Here is a 17,138-nt window from a genome sequence, read left to right on the forward strand (position 1 = left end):
GTGACTCGCCCGCCGGGGCGAATTCCCGGCTCCGGCCTCAAACGAACAGCGACGTATGAGAGTCCCCTAGCTGTTCGCGCGCGTTTGAATTCTTGAGGAGAAAGCCATGGGTTGGACAATGGATGGAGCCGTGGACCCCGACGAAGGCCTGCGCCTGCTAGACCTAGTCCCCGGCGAGCACGGGGACGATTTCTGGATGCTGGTCGAGGCCAAGGGCAAGCCGATCGAAGGCGAAGCCAAGCGCGAGTTCGAGGACGGCAAGCCGCGCCTGGAGGTGGCCGGGTTTCGCTACCAGATGGACGTGCTCTCGCCGCCGGGCTCCACCAAGGGCCAGCTGCGCGCAGCCGCCGTCTTCGTGGTGCGCGACTGCGACGCCGCCAGCGCCTCGCTCGCCAGCCTGCTGCGCGACCAGGTCAGCGACCTCACGGTGGTGCTCTCCGTCTTCCATGCCGGTGGCGATACCGCCAAGGACATGCAGGCGCAGCTCGAGATCGAGCTCGGGCAGGCCCGGCTGCTGAACCACACCATCCTCACCGGCCCGGGTCCCAAGCGGCCGCGCGAGATCCTGCAGATCGAGTACCGCGACCTCGAGATCCGCACCGCGCCGCAAGGCGGCAGCGGCCTGCGCGGCGCGGTGCGCACCTGCAGCTTCAAGAAGTGAAGAAAGCGTGAGGGCAACCATCATGACCACCACCAGCGCCGCCGAATACCTGCAATCCGCCGATCCCGCCGGCGCGCTCAAGGCCCTGGCCGAGGACGTGCGCGCCAGGCCGGCCGACAGCAAGCTGCGCGTCTTCCTCGCGCAGCTGCTGTGCGTGCTCGGGCAGTGGGAGCGCGCGCTCAACCAGCTCGGCGTCGCGGCCGAGCTCGATGCGCTGGCCGTGCCGCTGAAGCAGGTCTACGGCGAGGCGATCCGCTGCGAAGGCCTGCGTGCCGAGGTCTTCGCCGGCACCCGCACGCCCATGGTTTTCGGCCAGCCCGACGAATGGCTGGCGCTGCTGATCGAGTCGCTGCTGCGCCGGGGCCGCGGCGAAGCCGAGCTGGCCGGGGACCTGCGCCGGCGCGCCTTCGATGCCGCGCCCGCCACCGCCGGCACGCTCGACGGCCAGCGCTTCGAGTGGCTGGCCGATGCCGACATGCGCCTGGGCCCGGTGCTCGAGGCCTTCGTCAACGGCCGCTACTACTGGATTCCCTTCGCGCGCCTGGCGCGGATCAGGTTGGAGCCGCCGGAGGACCTGCGCGACTGCGTCTGGCTGCCCGCACACCTGCAGTTCGAGAACGGCGGCGAGAGTCTCGCGCTGGTGCCGGCGCGCTACGAGGGCAGCGAGAAGAGCGCCGACGGCGCGCTGCAGCTGGCGCGCAAGACCGAGTGGCGCGATCTCGGCTCCGAGACCTGGGCCGGGCTCGGGCAGCGCATGCTGGGCAGCGATGCCGGCGAGCACGCCTTGCTCGATGTGCGCGAGATCGTCTTCGCGCCAGAGGAAGAAGCGGAAGAACAGGGCGGCGCGAATGCCTGAGCTCACCGTCCAGGAGCGCCTGCAGCCCTCGCTGCTCGACCGCCTCGTGGACCATGCGCCCGGCGAGCAGCGCGAGAGCGACGACAAGCGCACGCTGACGCGGCAGGCGCTGCGCCAGGCCGTGCTGCGCGACCTGGGCTGGCTCTTCAATGCCACCGGCCACGGCCTCGCGTACGACGACAAGCGCTATCCGCACGCGGCGCGCTCGGTGCTCAACTACGGATTGCCTATGCTGTCCGGCCAGTTCACTTCATCCGTTCAGCGTGTCAGCATGGAACAGGCTCTGAAGAACGCCATCCTGCAGTTCGAGCCTCGCATCCTGGCTCGCACACTCGAAGTTGAACTCGTCATGGAAGGCTCGGCACTCGACTCCCACAACCGGATCGGCCTGCAGATACGCGGGATGCTCTGGGCCCAGCCCGTGCCGCTGGAGTTCCTGATGCGCAGCCGGATCGACCTGGAAGAGGGTCGCATCGAGATCCAGGACATGTCGAATCCGGGGCAGCGCTAATACGATGGACCCGCGCCTCTTGTCGCTGTACGAGCAGGAGCTGCGCTATTTCCGCGAGAGCTCGGCCGAATTCGCGCGGGCCTTTCCCAAGATCGCAAACCGACTCGGCATCGAGGGCCAGGAGGTCGCCGACCCTTATGTCGAACGGCTGATCGAGGCGACCGCCTTCCTGTCGGCGCGCGTGGCCCTCAAGCTCGATGCCGAGTACCCGCGCTTCACCGGGCACCTGCTGGACATCGTCTATCCGAACTTCATGGCGCCGACGCCCTCGATGGCGGTGGTCTCCATGGCCATCGATCCCGACGACGCAGGCCTCGCCACCGGCCCCATGCTGCCGCGCGGCAGCGGCCTGCGCGCGCGCGCGGCGGTGGGGCAGAACACGCATTGCGAGTTCCGCACCTCGCGCGCGCTGCGGCTCTGGCCGGTCGAGGTGCGACGCGTGCAGTACTTCAGCTACGCGCCCGACCTGCCGCTGGCCCAGCATCCGCAGTCGCGCGAGATCCGCGGCGGCCTGCGCATCGCGCTTGCTGCCACCGCCGGCCTGCGCTTCGACCAGATCCCGATGGACGAGCTCGTGCTCCATCTCGGCGGCGCGGAAGACGTGGCCTGGCAATTGCACGAGTGCATGCTCGGCAAGCCGCTGGGCGTGCTGGTGCAGCCGCTGGCCGCCGGCGGCAGCGCTTCCGGTGCGGCCGGCAGCGCGGTGCGATCGCTGCCTGCGAGCGCGGTGCAGCCCATCGGCTTCGAGGACGACGAGGCGCTGCTGCCCGTCACCGCCACCGGCTTCTCCGGCCATCGGCTGGTGCAGGAGTACTTTGCCTTTCCGCAGCGCTTCCAGTTCGCGCGCATCGCGGGGCTGCAGCCGCTGCTGTCGTCGATGGCGGTGTCGGAGATCGAGATCGTGGTGCTGTTCTCGCGCGGCGACGCGGCACTCGAAAAGCTGGTCGGACTCGACAACGTGCAGTTGCACTGCGTGCCCGCCATCAACCTCTTCAGCAAGCGGCTCGACCGCGTGCCGGTCAGCGAGGGCGTGAGCCAGTTCCACCTGGTGCCGGACCGCACCCGGCCGCAGGACTTCGAGCTGCACACGGTCACCGAGGTGGTGGGCCATGGGGCGCCCGGCAGCGGGGGCGCGCCGCCGGAGCAGGTCTTCCTGCCCTTCTACGCGGCCTTCCACGGCAGCCGCCACAGCCACCCGGCCTACTTCACCACCACGCGCGAGCCGCGGATGATGTCCACGCGCCAGCGCAGCGAAGGGCATCGCAGCAGCCACATCGGCTCCGAGCTCTACATGCAGATCGTCGACCCGCAGCAGGCCCCCTACGACGGCTCGCTGCGGCAGCTGGCCGTCAGCGCCCTGGTCACCAACCGCGACCTGCCGCTCTTGATGCCGCTGGGCCGCGACAACGACTTCGACTGCGTCGACGCCTTTCCTGCGCAGCGCGTGCGCATGGTGCGCGGGCCCTCGCGGCCGGTCTCGCCGGTGGTGAGCCAGGGGCTGGGCTGGCGCGTGATCGATCACCTCGCGCTCAACTACCTGTCGCTGGCCGACAGCAGCGCGCAGGAGGGCGCCGCCGCGCTGCGCGAGATGCTGATGCTCTACGCGGCGCATGCCGACGAGATCCGGCAGAGCCAGGTGCGCGGCCTGCTCTCGGTGCGCGCGAAGCCGGTGGCGCGCCGCCTGCCGCTGGGCGGGCCGATCGCCTTCGGCCGCGGGCTCGAGGTCACGCTGGACGTCGACCGTAATGCCTTCCATGGCCACAGTGCCTTCCTCTTCGGCGCGGTGCTGGCGCGCTACCTGGCGCGGCACGTGGAGGTCAATCATTTCGTCGAGACCGTGCTGACCGCCGCGGGCCGGGGCGAGATCATGCGCTGGAGGCCGCTGTGCGGGGCACGCCCGATCCTGTGAGTCTGCAGGCCGTGCAGGCCGTGCAGGGCGAGACGGTAGCGCAGCGCCTGCAGGCCTGCGCCGACGAGCCGTGGGCCTACGACTACTTCGCGCTGATGCGCCGCCTCGAAAGCCTGGCCGTCACCGCACCCCGCTGGGGCCGCGCTCTGCTGCCCGGGGCGGAGCCCGTACGGGTCGGGCAGGAGCCATCGCTGTCCTTCGCGCCCGCCAGCTTCAGCCGCTTCGAGGCCGCGACGGCCCATTCGCCGCCGCGGCTGCGCCAGCATTTCTTCGGCTACCTCGGGCCCAACGGGCCGCTGCCGGTGCACCTGAGCGACTTCATTCGCGAGCGGGTGCTCAACCACGGCGATCCGACCTGGCTCGCCTTCCTCGACACCTTCTCGCACCGCTTCGCGCTCTTCTTCTATCGGGCCTGGGCACAGGCGCGGCCGGCGGTCGGGCTGGACCGTCCGCAGGAGGACGGCTTTCGCCGGCAAGTCGGCGCGCTGGTCGGCATCGGCACCGCGGCGCGGCAGGAGCGCGACGAGATCCACGACGACGCGCGCCTGCATTTCGCGGGCCGCCTGGTGCGCCGGGTACACAACGCCGAGGGCGTGGAGGCGGTGCTCGCCAGCTACTTCGGCGTGCCGGTGCGGCTGGAGCCCTGGGTCGGGCACTGGATGGCCCTGCCCGCGCAGGAGCTCACGCGCCTCGGCCGCGGCGAGGCCGCCTGTTCACTGGGCATGGGCGCGATGCTGGGGCGGCGCGCGTGGGACCGCCAGCACCGCGTGCGCCTGCACATCGGGCCGCTCGCGCTGGAGCGCTATCGCGATTTCCTGCCCGTCGGCTCGGCGCGGCCGGTGCTGCAGCGCTGGATGCAGCAGCTGCTGGGCGGCGAGCTGTACTGGGACGCCGAGCTGATCCTGGAGAAAGAGGTAGTGCCGCCCACGCGGCTGGGCGCGCACACGGGCAATGCACCGCGCCTGGGCTGGGTGTCGTGGCTGGGCACGCGCCGGCGGACGCGCGACGCGGCCGACGTGCGCATCGACGGCGACGCGCCGCTGCTGCTGCGCGCCGCACTTGAATGAGCAACCGGGCCGTTCGTCCTGACGATGGAGAAGCACCATGAGTGAAATCAGCCGCACCGCCTTGTTCGGCAAGCTCAATGCGCTCGCCTACAAGGCGATCGAGGGCGCCACCGTGTTCTGCAAGATGCGGGGCAATCCCTACGTGGAACTCGAGCACTGGTTCGCCCAGCTGCTGCAGCAGCAGGACTCCGACCTGCACCGCGTGATCCAGCACTACGGGCTGGACATCTCGGCGATCGCCAAGGACATGACGGCCGCGCTCGACCGCCTGCCGCGCGGCGCCACCGCCATCAGCGACTTCTCGCCGCACATCGAGAACGCCATCGAGCGCGCCTGGACCTATGCCACGCTGCAGTTCGGCGAGGCGCAGGTCCGCACCGGCTACCTGCTGGTGGGCATGCTCAAGACGCCGAGCCTGCGCAACCCCTTGCTGGGCCTGTCGAGGCAGTTCGAGAAGGTCAAGGTCGAGGACCTGGCCGACAACTTTGCGAAGATCTGCGACCCCTCGCCCGAATCGAGGATGCGCGCGCAGGACGGCACCGGCATGGGCAGTGGAGCCCCCGGCGAGGACGCCGGCGCGATGGCCCCCGCCGCCATGGGCAAGGGCGATGCGCTCAAGAAGTTTGCTGTCGACCTCACCGAGAAGGCGAGGAAAGGGGAGATGGATCCGGTGACCGGGCGGGACGAGGAAATCCGCCAGATCGTCGACATCCTGATGCGGCGCCGCCAGAACAACCCGCTGCTCACCGGCGAAGCGGGCGTCGGCAAGACCGCGGTGGTGGAAGGCTTCGCCCAGCGGCTGGCGCGGGGCGACGTGCCGCCGCAGCTCAGGGAGGTGAAGCTGCTCACGCTGGACATCGGCCTGCTGCAGGCCGGTGCCAGCATGAAGGGCGAGTTCGAGCAGCGCCTGCGGCAGGTGATCGACGAGGTGCAGGCGTCGCCGACGCCCATCATCCTGTTCATCGACGAGATCCACACGCTGGTCGGCGCGGGCGGCGCGGCCGGCACCGGCGACGCGGCCAACCTGCTGAAGCCCGCGCTGGCGCGCGGCAACCTGCGCACCATCGGCGCCACCACCTGGGCCGAGTACAAGAAGTACATCGAGAAAGACCCGGCGCTCACGCGCCGATTCCAGGTGGTGCAGGTGCCCGAGCCCGACGAGACCAAGGCCATCCTGATGCTGCGCGGCGTGGCCAGCGTGCTGGAGAAGCACCACCGCGTGCAGCTGCTCGACGAGGCGATCGAGGCGGCGGTGAAGCTGTCGCACCGCTACATCCCCGCGCGGCAGCTGCCGGACAAGGCCGTGAGCCTGCTCGACACGGCCTGCGCGCGCGTCGCGGTCTCGCAGCATGCGACGCCGCCGGAGGTGGAAGATTGCCAGCGCCGCATCGAGGCGCTGACGGTGGAGCAGGAGATCATCGGCCGCGAGGAGGCCATCGGCATCGACGTGGGCAAGCGCTCGGCCCAGGTGCAGTCGCTGTTGGCGGAAGCGAAGGACCAGCTCGAGAAGCTCGATGCGCGCTGGAAGGAAGAGAAGGGCCTGGTCGATCGCTTGCTCGAATTGCGCGGCAAGCTGCGCGAAGGCAACAAGGCAGTCGATGAGGCGACGGCCGAGGGCGCCGCCCCGGACCGCACCGCGCTGCTGGCGCAACTGCACGAGCTCCAGGGCCAGATCAGCAGGATCCAGGGCGAGTCCCCGCTGATCCTCCCCTCGGTGGATTCGCAGGCCGTGTCATCGGTGGTCGCCGACTGGACCGGCATCCCCGTCGGCCGCATGCAGCGCAACGAGATCGAGACCGTGCTGAAGCTGCCCGCGCTGCTGGGCCAGCGCGTGATCGGCCAGGACCACGCGATGGAGATGATCGCCAAGCGCATCCAGACCGCGCGCGCCGGCCTGGACAACCCCGGCAAGCCGATCGGCGTCTTCATGCTGGCCGGCACCTCCGGCGTGGGCAAGACCGAGACGGCGATCGCGCTGGCGGAGGCCCTGTACGGCGGCGAGCAGAACATGATCGTCATCAACATGAGCGAGTACCAGGAGGCGCACACCGTCAGCTCGCTCAAGGGCGCGCCGCCGGGCTACGTGGGCTACGGCGAGGGCGGAGTGCTCACCGAAGCCGTGCGCCGCCGGCCCTACAGCGTGGTGCTGCTCGACGAGGTCGAGAAGGCGCACCCCGACGTGCACGAGCTGTTCTTCCAGGTCTTCGACAAGGGCTTCATGGAAGACGGCGAGGGCCGCAGCATCGACTTCAAGAACACGCTGATCCTGCTGACCACCAACGCCGGCACCGAGCTGATCGCCAGCTTGTGCAAGGACCCGGAGCTGATGCCCGACCCCGAGGGCATGGCCAAGGCGCTGCGCGAGCCCTTGTTGAAGATCTTCCCGCCTGCGCTGCTGGGCCGGCTGGTGACCATTCCCTACTACCCGCTGTCCGACGAGATGCTGGGGAAGATCGTCGAGTTGCAGCTCAAGCGCATCAAGAAGCGGGTGGAGGCGCGCTACCAGATCCCCTTCGAGTACGGCAACGACGTGGTGAAGCTTGTCGTGAGCCGCTGCACCGAGAGCGAATCGGGCGGCCGGATGATCGATGCGATCCTCACCAACACGATGCTGCCCGACATCAGCCGCGAGTTCCTGAACCGGATGATGGAAGGCCGGCCGATCGAGCGGGTGCAGGTGCGCGTGGCCGAGGGGCAGTTTGCCTACGGGTTCTGAATGCGAAGAAGAGATGTGCCCCGTCGTGGAACCGATCGGGAGTGCGGGCCACTCACCGTCGGCACATGACAAGGAGCAGCGCCGATGAGCAACCTCTCACCTTCAATCGCCCAACCCACGCCGACGGCCGATGCGCTTGATCCGGCGCTGGACTGGCTCCGGGCTCGCGAACTGCACGAGGCCGGCAGGTTCGACGAGGCCGAGCAAGGTTACGAGCGCGTCCTCGCGGCGATGCCGGACCATGCCGAGGCCCTGCACTTCAAGGGCCTGGCGGCGCACCAGCGCGGCGACCATGCAAGGGCGATCACGCTGATCCGCGCGGCCATCGCGCTGGACGGTGAGCAGTTCGGCTGGTACAGCAATCTCGGCAACGTGCTGCTGATGGCGGATCAAGCCGAAGCAGCGGGCGAGGCCTACGAGCAGGCACTGCGGCTGGCGCCGGAGCGCGCCGATATCCACAACAACCTCGGCGTGTTCCAGAGCGAGCGGGGACGGCTCGAGCAAGCGGAGTCCACGCTGCGCCGCGCCGTCGCGCTCGAGCCGGACAAGGCCGAGATCCATGCCAACCTCGGGCGCGTGCTGCTGCGCCTGGCGCGCAATGGGGAGGCGCTGGACTGCCTGGACGAGGCCCTGCGCCTGAACCCCGGCCTCACGATGGCGCTCCCCTTGCGGGGCCTCATCTACCGCAGGCTCGGGCGGGTGGACGCGGCGGCGCAGGTCTATCGGGACTGGCTGGCGAGGGACCCCGGGGACCCGACGGCGCTCCATCATCTCGCGGGCTGCTCGGGCGAGGCCGTGCCGGAACGCGCCGCCGACGCCTACGTGGAGCGCACCTTCAATGCCTTTGCCAGCACCTTCGACGCGACGCTGGCGAAGCTGGGCTACCGCGGGCCGGCGCAGGTCGCCGAGGCCGTGGCGCAGCACCTGGGCGAGCCGCGGGGCGCGCTGGACGTGCTGGATGCGGGCTGCGGCACCGGCCTGTGCGGCCCGCTAATCGCGCCGTACGCGCGGCACCTGGCCGGCATCGACCTGTCGCAGCCGATGCTCGACAAGGCGCGGCAGCGGGAGGTCTACGACACGCTGACGAAGGCCGAGCTCACCGCCTTCCTCGAGGCCGCGGAGCCAGCCTCCTGCGACCTCATCGTCGCGGCCGACGTGCTGATCTATTTCGGCGCGCTGGGCAGCCTCACCCGGGCCGCGGCGAAGGTCCTGCGGCCGGGCGGCTGGCTGGTCTTCACCGTCGAGGCCCAGGACGGCGAGGAGGGCGCCGGTTTCCGGCTCCACCCCCACGGCCGCTACAGCCATCGCGAGAGCTACCTGCGCGAGGTGCTCGGAGCCGCCGGCATCGCGGTCGAGGGGCTGGAACGCGTGGAACTGCGCGTCGAGAGCGGCGAGCCCGTGGACGGGTGGGTGGTGTCGTGCAGGAAAGAGGCACCGTCCCCAGCGGACTAGCAAACAGAAGGAGAGCCATGGCCGAAGACACGCAGTTCACCATCAAGAGCGATTCGCCCGCCGCCGGCGAGCTGATGTTCTGGAGCGTGGCCGGCCATGAAGGGCTGTCGCGGCCCTCGGTCTATGAGCTGACGGTGCTGTCGAAGAACCGGCAGCTCGATGCCAAGGACATCCTGGGCCGCGCCTTCGACGTGGTGATGGAGTTCCTCGACGCCGATGGCGGCAAGCACGAGCGGCACTGCCAGGGCCATGCGGTGCGCTTCATGCGCTGCGGGCAGGTGGGGCGCTACTTCGAGTACCGCATCCAGCTGCGCTCCTGGTTCTGGCTGCTGAGCAAGCGCACGAACTCGCGCATCCTGCAGGACAAGCCGGTGCTGGAAGTGCTCGACGCGGTGTTCGAGGACAGCCCCATCAAGCGCTTCAAGAAGCTCAAGTCCGAGAACGTGATCGGCACGCACAACGCGCGCCGCTACTGCGTGCAACACCAGGAAAGCGACTACGACTACCTGTCGCGCCTGCTCGAGGACGAGGGCATCTACTACTGGTTCGACGCCCACGAGGCGCCGGGCACCATGCACCTGGCCGACAGCAGCGACGTGGCGCACGCCAAGCTGCCGGTGACCGACACGCTGCGCTTCGCACAGGACGGCGCCAGCGAGGGCCGTTTCAACGAGATCAGCCGCTGGGTCGCGGCGCGCCGCTTCGAGACCGGCAAGCACGCGGCGCGCGACAGCGACTTCAAGGCGATCCGCAAGAAGCTGGGCGTGGACATCGACGCCTCCGACAACCACGAGCTGGCCGACCTCGAAACCTTCGAGTTCCCGGGCGGCTACTTCAGCACCGACGACGCCGAGAACACGGCCAAGATCCGCGCCGACGAGCTCAGTGCGCGGCGCGATCGCCACTGGGCGCTGACCACCTGGCCGGACGTGGCCGCAGGACTGGCCTTCAAGCTGGAAGGCGACCCGGACGGCGTGCGCAACGGCGAATACATCATCGCCGGCTGCACCTTCGTCGCGACCCATCCTGGGTACGAGGGGCTGGAGGGCTACAAAGGCACTGCGCTGCCGGCCGAACTGCTGCGCCAGGCGCTGGCCGACGACGCCGTCAACCGCGAGTCGCGCGAGCTGCTGCAGCAGCTGATCGAGGACACGCCGGTCTTGCGCGAGGGCGTGCGCGGCGCCAGCGCCTTCCTGCTGACGGTGCTGCCGATGGAGATCCCATTCAAGCCGCCGCGCCTGACGCCGCGGGTGCGCATGCCGGGGCCGCAGACCGCGATCGTGGTGGGGCCCGAGGGCGAGGAACTGCACGTGGACGACCATGGCCGCATCAAGGTTCATTTCCACTGGGACCGCTACGGCCAGCGCGACCAGAAGTCGACCTGCTGGGTGCGCGTCTCGCAGCCCTGGGCCGGAAAGGGCTGGGGCGGCTACTTCATCCCGCGCATCGGCCAGGAGGTGATCGTCGACTTCCTCAACGGCGATCCGGACCGCCCGATCGTCGTGGGGCGGGTCTACAACGACGAGCAGCCGATCCCTTACAAGTCGCCCACCCAGAGCGGCTTCCGCAGCCGCTCGACGCCCGGCGGCAACGCCAACAACTACAACGAGATCCAGTTCGAGGACAAGAAGGGCGAGGAGGTGCTCTCCATCCACGCCGAGCGCAACATGGCGCGCAGCGTCGAGGTGGACGACTCGGCGACCGTCGGACGCGACCAGAGCCTGGTGGTCCAGCGCGACCAGAGCAGCATCGTGCAGCGCGACCAGACGCTGGCCGTCACGCGCGACCGCAGCATCCACGTCAAGAACAACGAATCGCACGTGGTGGACCTGGCCCAGAAGCTCAAGGTCGGCACCAACCAGGACAACCACGTGGTCGGCAACCAGAGCACCCAGGTCGACGGGGTGCACACGATGGTGGTCAAGGGCGCGATCAACACCGACACCAAGGCCACCCGCACCGAGAACACCACCGGCAACGAGTCCCGCACCATCGGCGGCAACCAGACGGTCAACATCACCGGCAACCTGTCGTACAAGGCCGCGAAGATGACCTTCGAGGCCGGCCACATCGAGCACAAGGTGACGGGCGCGAACTCGGTGGTCCACACCTCGCCGAACGGCCCGTACACGATCATGGCGAACAAGTTCTCGCTGCTGAGCAATACCGACGCCTCGATCCTCGCCGTCGGCAAGATCAACCAGACGTCGATCGAGAACAACACGACGGTGCTGGGCACCAACACCAGCGGCTACATCGGGCACGCGAGCGAGACCAACATGGGCCTGGCGCGCAGCACCTTCCTCGGGCTGGCGGTGGACACCTTCATGGGCGCGCAGATCAGCTCCACGCTGGCGGTGCAGATGGAGGCGGTGGCGGCCGCGAAGATCAGCGCCTCGGTGGGTCCGCACCTGGAGCTGATCTCGATGAAGGTCTACTCGCCGGGCGGCGGCGCGGCCGGCGGCACCGAATTGATAGCGGCCGACGCGGCGGTGGCGGCCGAGGTGCTGGGCGTGATGGCGGGCCTCAGCGTGTTCTCCGCCGCCATGGGCTTCTCCGAGCTGTCGGACCAGTACAGCACCGCGCGCCAGGAGTTGCGCGACGCGGCCCAGGCCGCGGCCGATGCCGGGCATCCGGGGCTGGCAGCGCGCCTCAACCGGCTGTCGCAATCGGGCGGCGCGACCGGCAACGACGTGGGCGCGCTCACCAGCGGGCCGGCGCCGAACAGCACGCAGGCCACCAGCGGCGATGGCATCGCGCCCGCCGATGCCCCCTTCCAGCTGCCGCCGGCGCCGGGGTCCGGCGGCTCGGGTGGCTCGGGCGGTTCCGGCGGATCGGGCGGCGGCTAGTCATGCATGTGATCAAGCCCCAGGTGCTCGGCCTGTCGGCACGGCCGATGGAGTACCGCAAGCGCTTCGGCCTGTGCGTCTCGGGCTACCTGCACGTGCCTTTCGCGCAGGCTGCGCGCGGCACGCTGTGGAACGAGCAGTCGATGTGGAACTTCCTCACGGCCGAGATGGCGGTGCCGCTGATCGACGAGGGCATCGCCAAGCTCACGCCCGAATTCCTGGTGCACGGCCATGCCTGGCCCGCGCCCGGGCGGCCGGAAGCGGTGGCGGTGCGCGCGCGGCTCGGCGCGCGCGACAAGACGCTGCTGGTCTTCGGCGATCGCTATTGGGACGCGGGCGCGCCCAGCCGGCCGCGGCCTTTCGAGCGGATGCCGCTGGCCTGGACCCACGCCTACGGCGGCCCCGACTTCGCGCCCAATCCGCAAGGCCGCGGGCGCAGCGTCGAAGGCGGCGTGCAATGGCTGCCGAACCTGGAATTGCCCGGGGCGCGGCTGCAGCGGCCGGACCAGGCGGTGACGCCGGCCGGCTTCGGCCCGCTCGACGTCATGCATCCGCAGCGCGCCGCCTTGCGCGGCACCTACGACGACGCCTGGCTCCAGGCGCACGCGCCGGGCTTCCCGCCCGACGTCGACTGGCGCTACTTCAACCTGGCGCCCAGCGACCAGTGGCTGGAGGCGCCCTTGCGCGGAGACGAGCACTACGCGCTCGACCACATGCATCCCGAACGCCCCCGCATCGAGGGGACGCTGCCAGGGCTGCGGGTGCGCGCCTTCGCGAATTACAGGGTCGACGGCGACACGCGGCTGCGCGAGATCCCGATGCGGCTGACGACCGTGTGGTTCTTCCCGCACGCCGAGCGCATGGTGCTGATCCACCAGGGCCTTGCCGAGACCGGCGAGGATGACGGGGCCGAAGTGCGCCAGCTGCTCGGTGCCGTCGAGCGCCTCGACGAGCCGCGCGCGCCCGAGCACTACCTGGAGGTGCTCGGCAAGCGGCTCGATGGCCGGCGCGCGGCGGTGCAGGCGCTCAACGATGCGGACCTGGTCCCGGCCGGACTGGACACTGTCGACCCCGGGCAGGAGCAGGCGCAGGCCGTGATGAAGTCCGACGGCCTGCGCGAGGACGCGCAATACCGGCGCGCGCAGATCGACGTCGAGATGGCGCGCGACCAGCTGCGCGCGCAGGGCAAGGACCCGGACGCCCTCGGCGTGCGCCTGGCGCCCCGCGAGAAGCCGCCGACCGCGCAGGAGCTGCCGGCCTACCTCGAGAAGCTCGAGGCCGAGATGGAGAAGCAGCAGTGGGCCGCCGTCGAGGACGCGGTGACGCAGCTGGAAAACGCGCAGGCCTTCATGCGCGAGAAGAAGCTGGACCCCGAGCGACTGGTGCACCGCGGGCCGCCCAGCTACCGCGCGAGCGCGCAGCTGGCCGAGATCGAGAAGGGCTTCGCGCTCGGCGAGCGCATCTTCGACCGGTCGACGATGGCGCCGCAGCTCCTGTTGCAGGAAGTGGCGCACCACCTCGATTACCTGAAGAGCGCCCACATGCAGCCCCCGGTCGCGCCGCTCGCGGGCGAGCGTGCGGCCGAGGCCCGGCGCGAGATCGAATGGCTTCTCGCGCGCGGCACCAGGCAGCTGCCGGCCGCGGACTTCACCGGCGCGGACTTTTCCAACCTCGATCTGCGCGGCATCGACTTCACCGGCGCCTGGCTCGAAAGCGCCCGCTTTTCCGGCGCCAACCTGTCGGGCGCGATCTTCCGCGCCGCGGTGCTGGCCCATGCCGACCTGCGCGGCGCGATCGCGATCGGGACCGTCTTCCAGGCCGCCAACCTGGGCCGCGCGCTGCTGGGAGGCGCCGTCTTCGACCGGGCCGAGTTCTCGGGCGCCAACCTGCAGTACTGCGGCTTCGAGGCGACCCAGCTGCGCCAGGCCCGCCTGGCGGGCGCCGAGCTGATGGACACGCGCTGGGGCGCGGCCGACTGGAGCGGCGTGGTGGGCCCGGGCCTGCTCTTCTACAAGCTGGACATGAAGGGCGTGGTGCTGGCCGAGGCCGAGCTCGCCGCGTGCAACTTCATCGAGTGCGACTTGCAGGGGCTGGACTTCCGCGGTGCGAAGCTGGCGGGCAGCAACTTCATCGGCTGCCGGCTGGCGCGCGCCGATTTCAGCGGCGCCCATCTGGCTGGCGCCAGCTTCGTGCAGGCCACCAGCCTGGCGCAGGCCGAATTCTCGGGCGCCGACCTGCAGGGAGCCAACCTCGGCGAATGCAATCTCACCGGCGCGCGGCTGGTGCGCGCACGGCTCGACGGCGCCAACCTCGGCATGGCGCAATTGGCCGACTGCGATGCGCGCCTGGCGAGCGCCAAGGGCGCGCTGCTTCGCAAGGCGGTGCTGACGCGGGCGCGGCTTGCGGGCGTCGACTTCAAGGACGCGATCCTGCAGCGCGCCGACTTGCGCGGCGCCGATCTGCGCAACGCCAACCTGTTCGGCGCCGACCTGTCGCGCATCAGGCTCGACGGCGACGCGCGCCTCGAGGGCGCGCTGCTGCAGCGGGCGCGCACCTGGCCCCGGCTGGCGCCCGAGCAGCATGCGGGGGGCACGCCATGAAGGCGCAACTGCTGGCCTATGCCGCCGCACTGGGCGAACCGATCGAAGGCCAGGACCTGCGCAAGGGGGCGTTCGCGAAGAGCTACCTCGGTGGCGGCATCTTCACGCGCACGCAGCTGGCGCAGGCCGACTTCCGCGGCGCCGATGCGCGCGAGACGCTGTTCGACCAGTGCGACCTGCGCGGCGCGCTCTTCAACGGCGCCAACCTTCGGCGCGCCGTCTTCAACCAGTGCGAGCTCGAGCATGTGGATTTCCGCGAAGCCAACCTGCACGGCGCCACCTTCACCGGCTGCCGGCTCGCGCATGGGCAGCTCACCGGCGCGGCACTCGACATGGCGACCTTCTCCGCCTGCCGGCTCGACCACGCGGGGCTGGCCGGCTGCTCGCTCGAATCGGCCGCCTTCCTGGGCAGCAGCCTGGTCGACGTCAACGCCGACGACAGCCGCTGGCTGCACACCTCGGTGATGGAATGCGACCTGGCGCGCCTGAGCTGGGAGCGTGCCGGCCTGCGCCGCGTGATCTTCCACAAGACCGGGCTCGCGCAGAAGTCCTTTGCCGGGCTGGCGCTGGATGGTTGCCAGTTTTCCTACCTCGACCTGAGCGGCGCGCGCTTCGCGCAGGTGGCGATGCGGCAGTGCAACTTCCAGGGCGCGATGCTGGAGGGTGCCGACTTCACCGGCGTGCAGGCGCCCGGCGCCGTGTTCTGCGAGGCCCGCGGAACGGGCGTGAGCTTCGCGGGTGCCCGGCTGCGGCAGGCGCTGTTCACCGCCAGCATCTTCCCGGCCGCGCGCTTCGACGGCGCCGATCTCTACCAGTGCCATTTCGCGCGCGCGCAGTTGCCGGGCGCGGTGCTGCGCGGCGCCGAACTGACCTATGCGGACTTCAGCCATGCCGACCTGCGCGCAGTGGATGCGCGCGAGGCGACGCTTTTCCGCACCGTGCTGCATCGCGCGGCCACCGACCATGCGCAGTTGCCCGACCGCGTCCGCGCGCTGGAGACCGATCCCGCGCTGGCGCAGGCGGAGGACTGGCAGCCGGTGGCGGGCTGAGGCGCAATGGCAGGCACGCAATGGCGGACATGCAATGACAGCAACGAAATGACAAGGAGCACGCAACCATGAGCGATTCCTCATCCATTGCCGGGCAACCGGCCCGGCGCGGCCTGCCGGGCGGCGCCACGCCGGCACAGTCCTGCGTCGGCCTGGTGACAGGCGTCGCGGGCCGGGCCTTCGCCATCCGCAGCGGCGGGCTCGAAGCCGTCGGACGGCGGGCCGCGAGCTGCCTGCTGGAGCCGGTGGCAGGCGACACGGTCGCCTGCCTGCTGGTGGCGCCGGACGAGCTCTGGGTAGTGGCCGTCCTGCAGCGCGAGGAGGGCGCGGCGCACCTGCTGCGCAGCGAGGCGCCGCTCAAGGTCGAAGCGCCGGCGCTCAGCTTCGAGGTCTCGCATCTCGAACTGCGCGCCGCGCGCGCGGAGATGGCCGCGGGCGACGCCGAGTTCAGCTGCAGCCGGCTGCGCGTGGTGGCGGGTGCTATCAAGCTGGTGGGCCTGGCGCTGAACAGCGTCTTCGACCGGGTCACCCACTTCAGCAAGCATCACCTGCGCACCACGCAGGGCATCGACCGGGTGCAGGCCACGCACCTGGAGATCGAGGCCGAGCAGCTGCTGCGGCTGTCGGGCGAGCATGCGCTGATCAACGGCGACAAGCTGGTCAAGACCCGCGGCGGGCAGATTCATTTCGGGTGACACCATGTTCGCCAACTGCCAGATGATGGGCACCGACATGGGATTTCCGGACGTGTGCCTCACGCCGGCGCCCCCCTCGCCCTCGCCGATCCCGATCCCCTATCCCAACATCGCCATGGGGCCGATGGCGGTTCCCAACTGCCCGAACATCCTGATCATGGGCATGCCGGTGCACAACCTCGCGACCACCATCCCGATGACCAACGGCGACAACCCTGGCGTGGCGACCGGGGTCGCCTCGGGCACGGTGATGGGCCCGAGCCGGCACCTGACGGGCGCCTTCACGGTGCTCTACATGGGCATGCCGGCGACGCGCCTCACCAGCATGTCGCTGCAGAACAGCACCAATTGCCCGGGCGCGCGCGTCGTGCCCAGCCAGGCACTGGTCCTGATGCTGGCGCCATGACGCCTCCTCACTCGACGGAGCCACGATCGTGATTCGCATATCGGTCCTCACTCACCAGGGCGCCCACGCGGGCCGCACGCTGAGCGCGCAGTTCGATGCGCAGGGCGGCACCATCGGGCGCGCGCCGGCCAACACGCTGGTGCTCGACGACCCCGACCGCACCGTCTCGCGCGTGCATGCGCAGGTGCTGTGCCGCGAGGGGCAGTACTTCATCGTCGACCGCGGCAGCAACCCGATGCTGTGCAACGGCCGGCCGCTGGGCGCGGGCAACGAGGCCGCGCTGTCGCAGGGCATGCGGCTGGTCATCGGGGGCTTCGAGCTGGTGGTGGAGGCGGCGCCCTCCGCGGCGTCCGCAGGCGCTGCCGCG

At 70.2% G+C, this 17,138-nt stretch carries 13 protein-coding genes; all 13 read left to right on the forward strand.

The genetic code is table 11. From position 1 onward, the window contains the following. Positions 1 to 106 precede the first annotated feature (106 nt). Positions 107 to 661 carry a hypothetical protein gene (locus APY03_RS15075; RefSeq protein WP_068678010.1) on the forward strand — a complete coding sequence of 185 codons (555 nt, stop codon included), beginning with the start codon at positions 107 to 109 and terminating at the stop codon, positions 659 to 661. Positions 662 to 683: 22 nt separating this feature from the next. Next, the gene (locus APY03_RS15080; protein ID WP_068678011.1) at positions 684 to 1,517 is read left to right on the forward strand and encodes a type VI secretion system accessory protein TagJ; all 834 of its coding nucleotides are present in this window, start codon (positions 684 to 686) and stop codon (positions 1,515 to 1,517) included. Further along, a complete protein-coding gene (tssE, locus tag APY03_RS15085; RefSeq protein WP_068678012.1) occupies positions 1,510 to 2,028 on the forward strand; it encodes a type VI secretion system baseplate subunit TssE in 519 nt (172 codons plus the stop codon). Before APY03_RS15080 ends, tssE begins: the two co-directional genes overlap by 8 nt. A gap of 4 nt (positions 2,029 to 2,032) precedes the next feature. Continuing rightward, positions 2,033 to 3,937 (forward strand): type VI secretion system baseplate subunit TssF, encoded by a 1,905-nt coding sequence (tssF, locus tag APY03_RS15090; protein ID WP_068678013.1) that lies wholly within the window; start codon positions 2,033 to 2,035, stop codon positions 3,935 to 3,937. After that, positions 3,934 to 5,004 carry a type VI secretion system baseplate subunit TssG gene (tssG, locus tag APY03_RS15095; protein ID WP_232081167.1) on the forward strand — a complete coding sequence of 357 codons (1,071 nt, stop codon included), beginning with the start codon at positions 3,934 to 3,936 and terminating at the stop codon, positions 5,002 to 5,004. Before tssF ends, tssG begins: the two co-directional genes overlap by 4 nt. Positions 5,005 to 5,041: 37 nt before the next feature. Continuing rightward, positions 5,042 to 7,720 (forward strand): type VI secretion system ATPase TssH, encoded by a 2,679-nt coding sequence (tssH, locus tag APY03_RS15100; RefSeq protein ID WP_068678014.1) that lies wholly within the window; start codon positions 5,042 to 5,044, stop codon positions 7,718 to 7,720. Between the two features lie 84 nt (positions 7,721 to 7,804). Then, on the forward strand, positions 7,805 to 9,172 hold the full coding sequence (locus APY03_RS15105; protein WP_068678015.1) for a tetratricopeptide repeat protein: 1,368 nt from the start codon (positions 7,805 to 7,807) through the stop codon (positions 9,170 to 9,172). Positions 9,173 to 9,189: 17 nt separating this feature from the next. Continuing rightward, the gene (locus APY03_RS45340; protein ID WP_068678016.1) at positions 9,190 to 12,021 is read left to right on the forward strand and encodes a type VI secretion system Vgr family protein; all 2,832 of its coding nucleotides are present in this window, start codon (positions 9,190 to 9,192) and stop codon (positions 12,019 to 12,021) included. Positions 12,022 to 12,023: 2 nt separating this feature from the next. Next, on the forward strand, positions 12,024 to 14,621 hold the full coding sequence (locus tag APY03_RS15115; protein ID WP_068678017.1) for a DUF2169 family type VI secretion system accessory protein: 2,598 nt from the start codon (positions 12,024 to 12,026) through the stop codon (positions 14,619 to 14,621). Next, the gene (locus tag APY03_RS15120; RefSeq protein ID WP_068678018.1) at positions 14,618 to 15,670 is read left to right on the forward strand and encodes a pentapeptide repeat-containing protein; all 1,053 of its coding nucleotides are present in this window, start codon (positions 14,618 to 14,620) and stop codon (positions 15,668 to 15,670) included. The genes APY03_RS15115 and APY03_RS15120 overlap by 4 nt, the downstream gene beginning before the upstream one ends. 68 nt (positions 15,671 to 15,738) lie before the next feature. Further along, entirely contained in the window at positions 15,739 to 16,365 is a 627-nt protein-coding gene (locus APY03_RS15125) for a DUF3540 domain-containing protein (RefSeq protein ID WP_068678019.1), read from the forward strand. 4 nt (positions 16,366 to 16,369) lie between these two features. Further along, on the forward strand, positions 16,370 to 16,771 hold the full coding sequence (locus APY03_RS15130) for a DUF4150 domain-containing protein (RefSeq protein ID WP_068678020.1): 402 nt from the start codon (positions 16,370 to 16,372) through the stop codon (positions 16,769 to 16,771). Positions 16,772 to 16,799: 28 nt separating this feature from the next. Beyond that, the coding region (locus APY03_RS15135; RefSeq protein WP_157103407.1) for an FHA domain-containing protein at positions 16,800 to 17,138 on the forward strand (339 nt) is incomplete at its 3' end.

The organism is Variovorax sp. WDL1 (assembly GCF_001541225.1).
In the GTDB taxonomy this organism is placed as follows: domain Bacteria; phylum Pseudomonadota; class Gammaproteobacteria; order Burkholderiales; family Burkholderiaceae_C; genus Variovorax.

Excerpts from the sequence above, each read along its gene's own strand:
- APY03_RS15075 (WP_068678010.1), top strand. The coding sequence starts at position 107 with ATGGGTTGGACAATGGATGGAGCCGTGGACCCCGACGAAGGCCTGCGC.
- APY03_RS15080 (WP_068678011.1), top strand. The coding sequence starts at position 684 with ATGACCACCACCAGCGCCGCCGAATACCTGCAATCCGCCGATCCCGCC.
- tssE (WP_068678012.1), top strand. The coding sequence starts at position 1,510 with ATGCCTGAGCTCACCGTCCAGGAGCGCCTGCAGCCCTCGCTGCTCGAC.
- tssF (WP_068678013.1), top strand. The coding sequence starts at position 2,033 with ATGGACCCGCGCCTCTTGTCGCTGTACGAGCAGGAGCTGCGCTATTTC.
- tssH (WP_068678014.1), top strand. The coding sequence starts at position 5,042 with ATGAGTGAAATCAGCCGCACCGCCTTGTTCGGCAAGCTCAATGCGCTC.
- APY03_RS15105 (WP_068678015.1), top strand. The coding sequence starts at position 7,805 with ATGAGCAACCTCTCACCTTCAATCGCCCAACCCACGCCGACGGCCGAT.
- APY03_RS45340 (WP_068678016.1), top strand. The coding sequence starts at position 9,190 with ATGGCCGAAGACACGCAGTTCACCATCAAGAGCGATTCGCCCGCCGCC.
- APY03_RS15115 (WP_068678017.1), top strand. The coding sequence starts at position 12,024 with ATGCATGTGATCAAGCCCCAGGTGCTCGGCCTGTCGGCACGGCCGATG.
- APY03_RS15120 (WP_068678018.1), top strand. The coding sequence starts at position 14,618 with ATGAAGGCGCAACTGCTGGCCTATGCCGCCGCACTGGGCGAACCGATC.
- APY03_RS15125 (WP_068678019.1), top strand. The coding sequence starts at position 15,739 with ATGAGCGATTCCTCATCCATTGCCGGGCAACCGGCCCGGCGCGGCCTG.
- APY03_RS15130 (WP_068678020.1), top strand. The coding sequence starts at position 16,370 with ATGTTCGCCAACTGCCAGATGATGGGCACCGACATGGGATTTCCGGAC.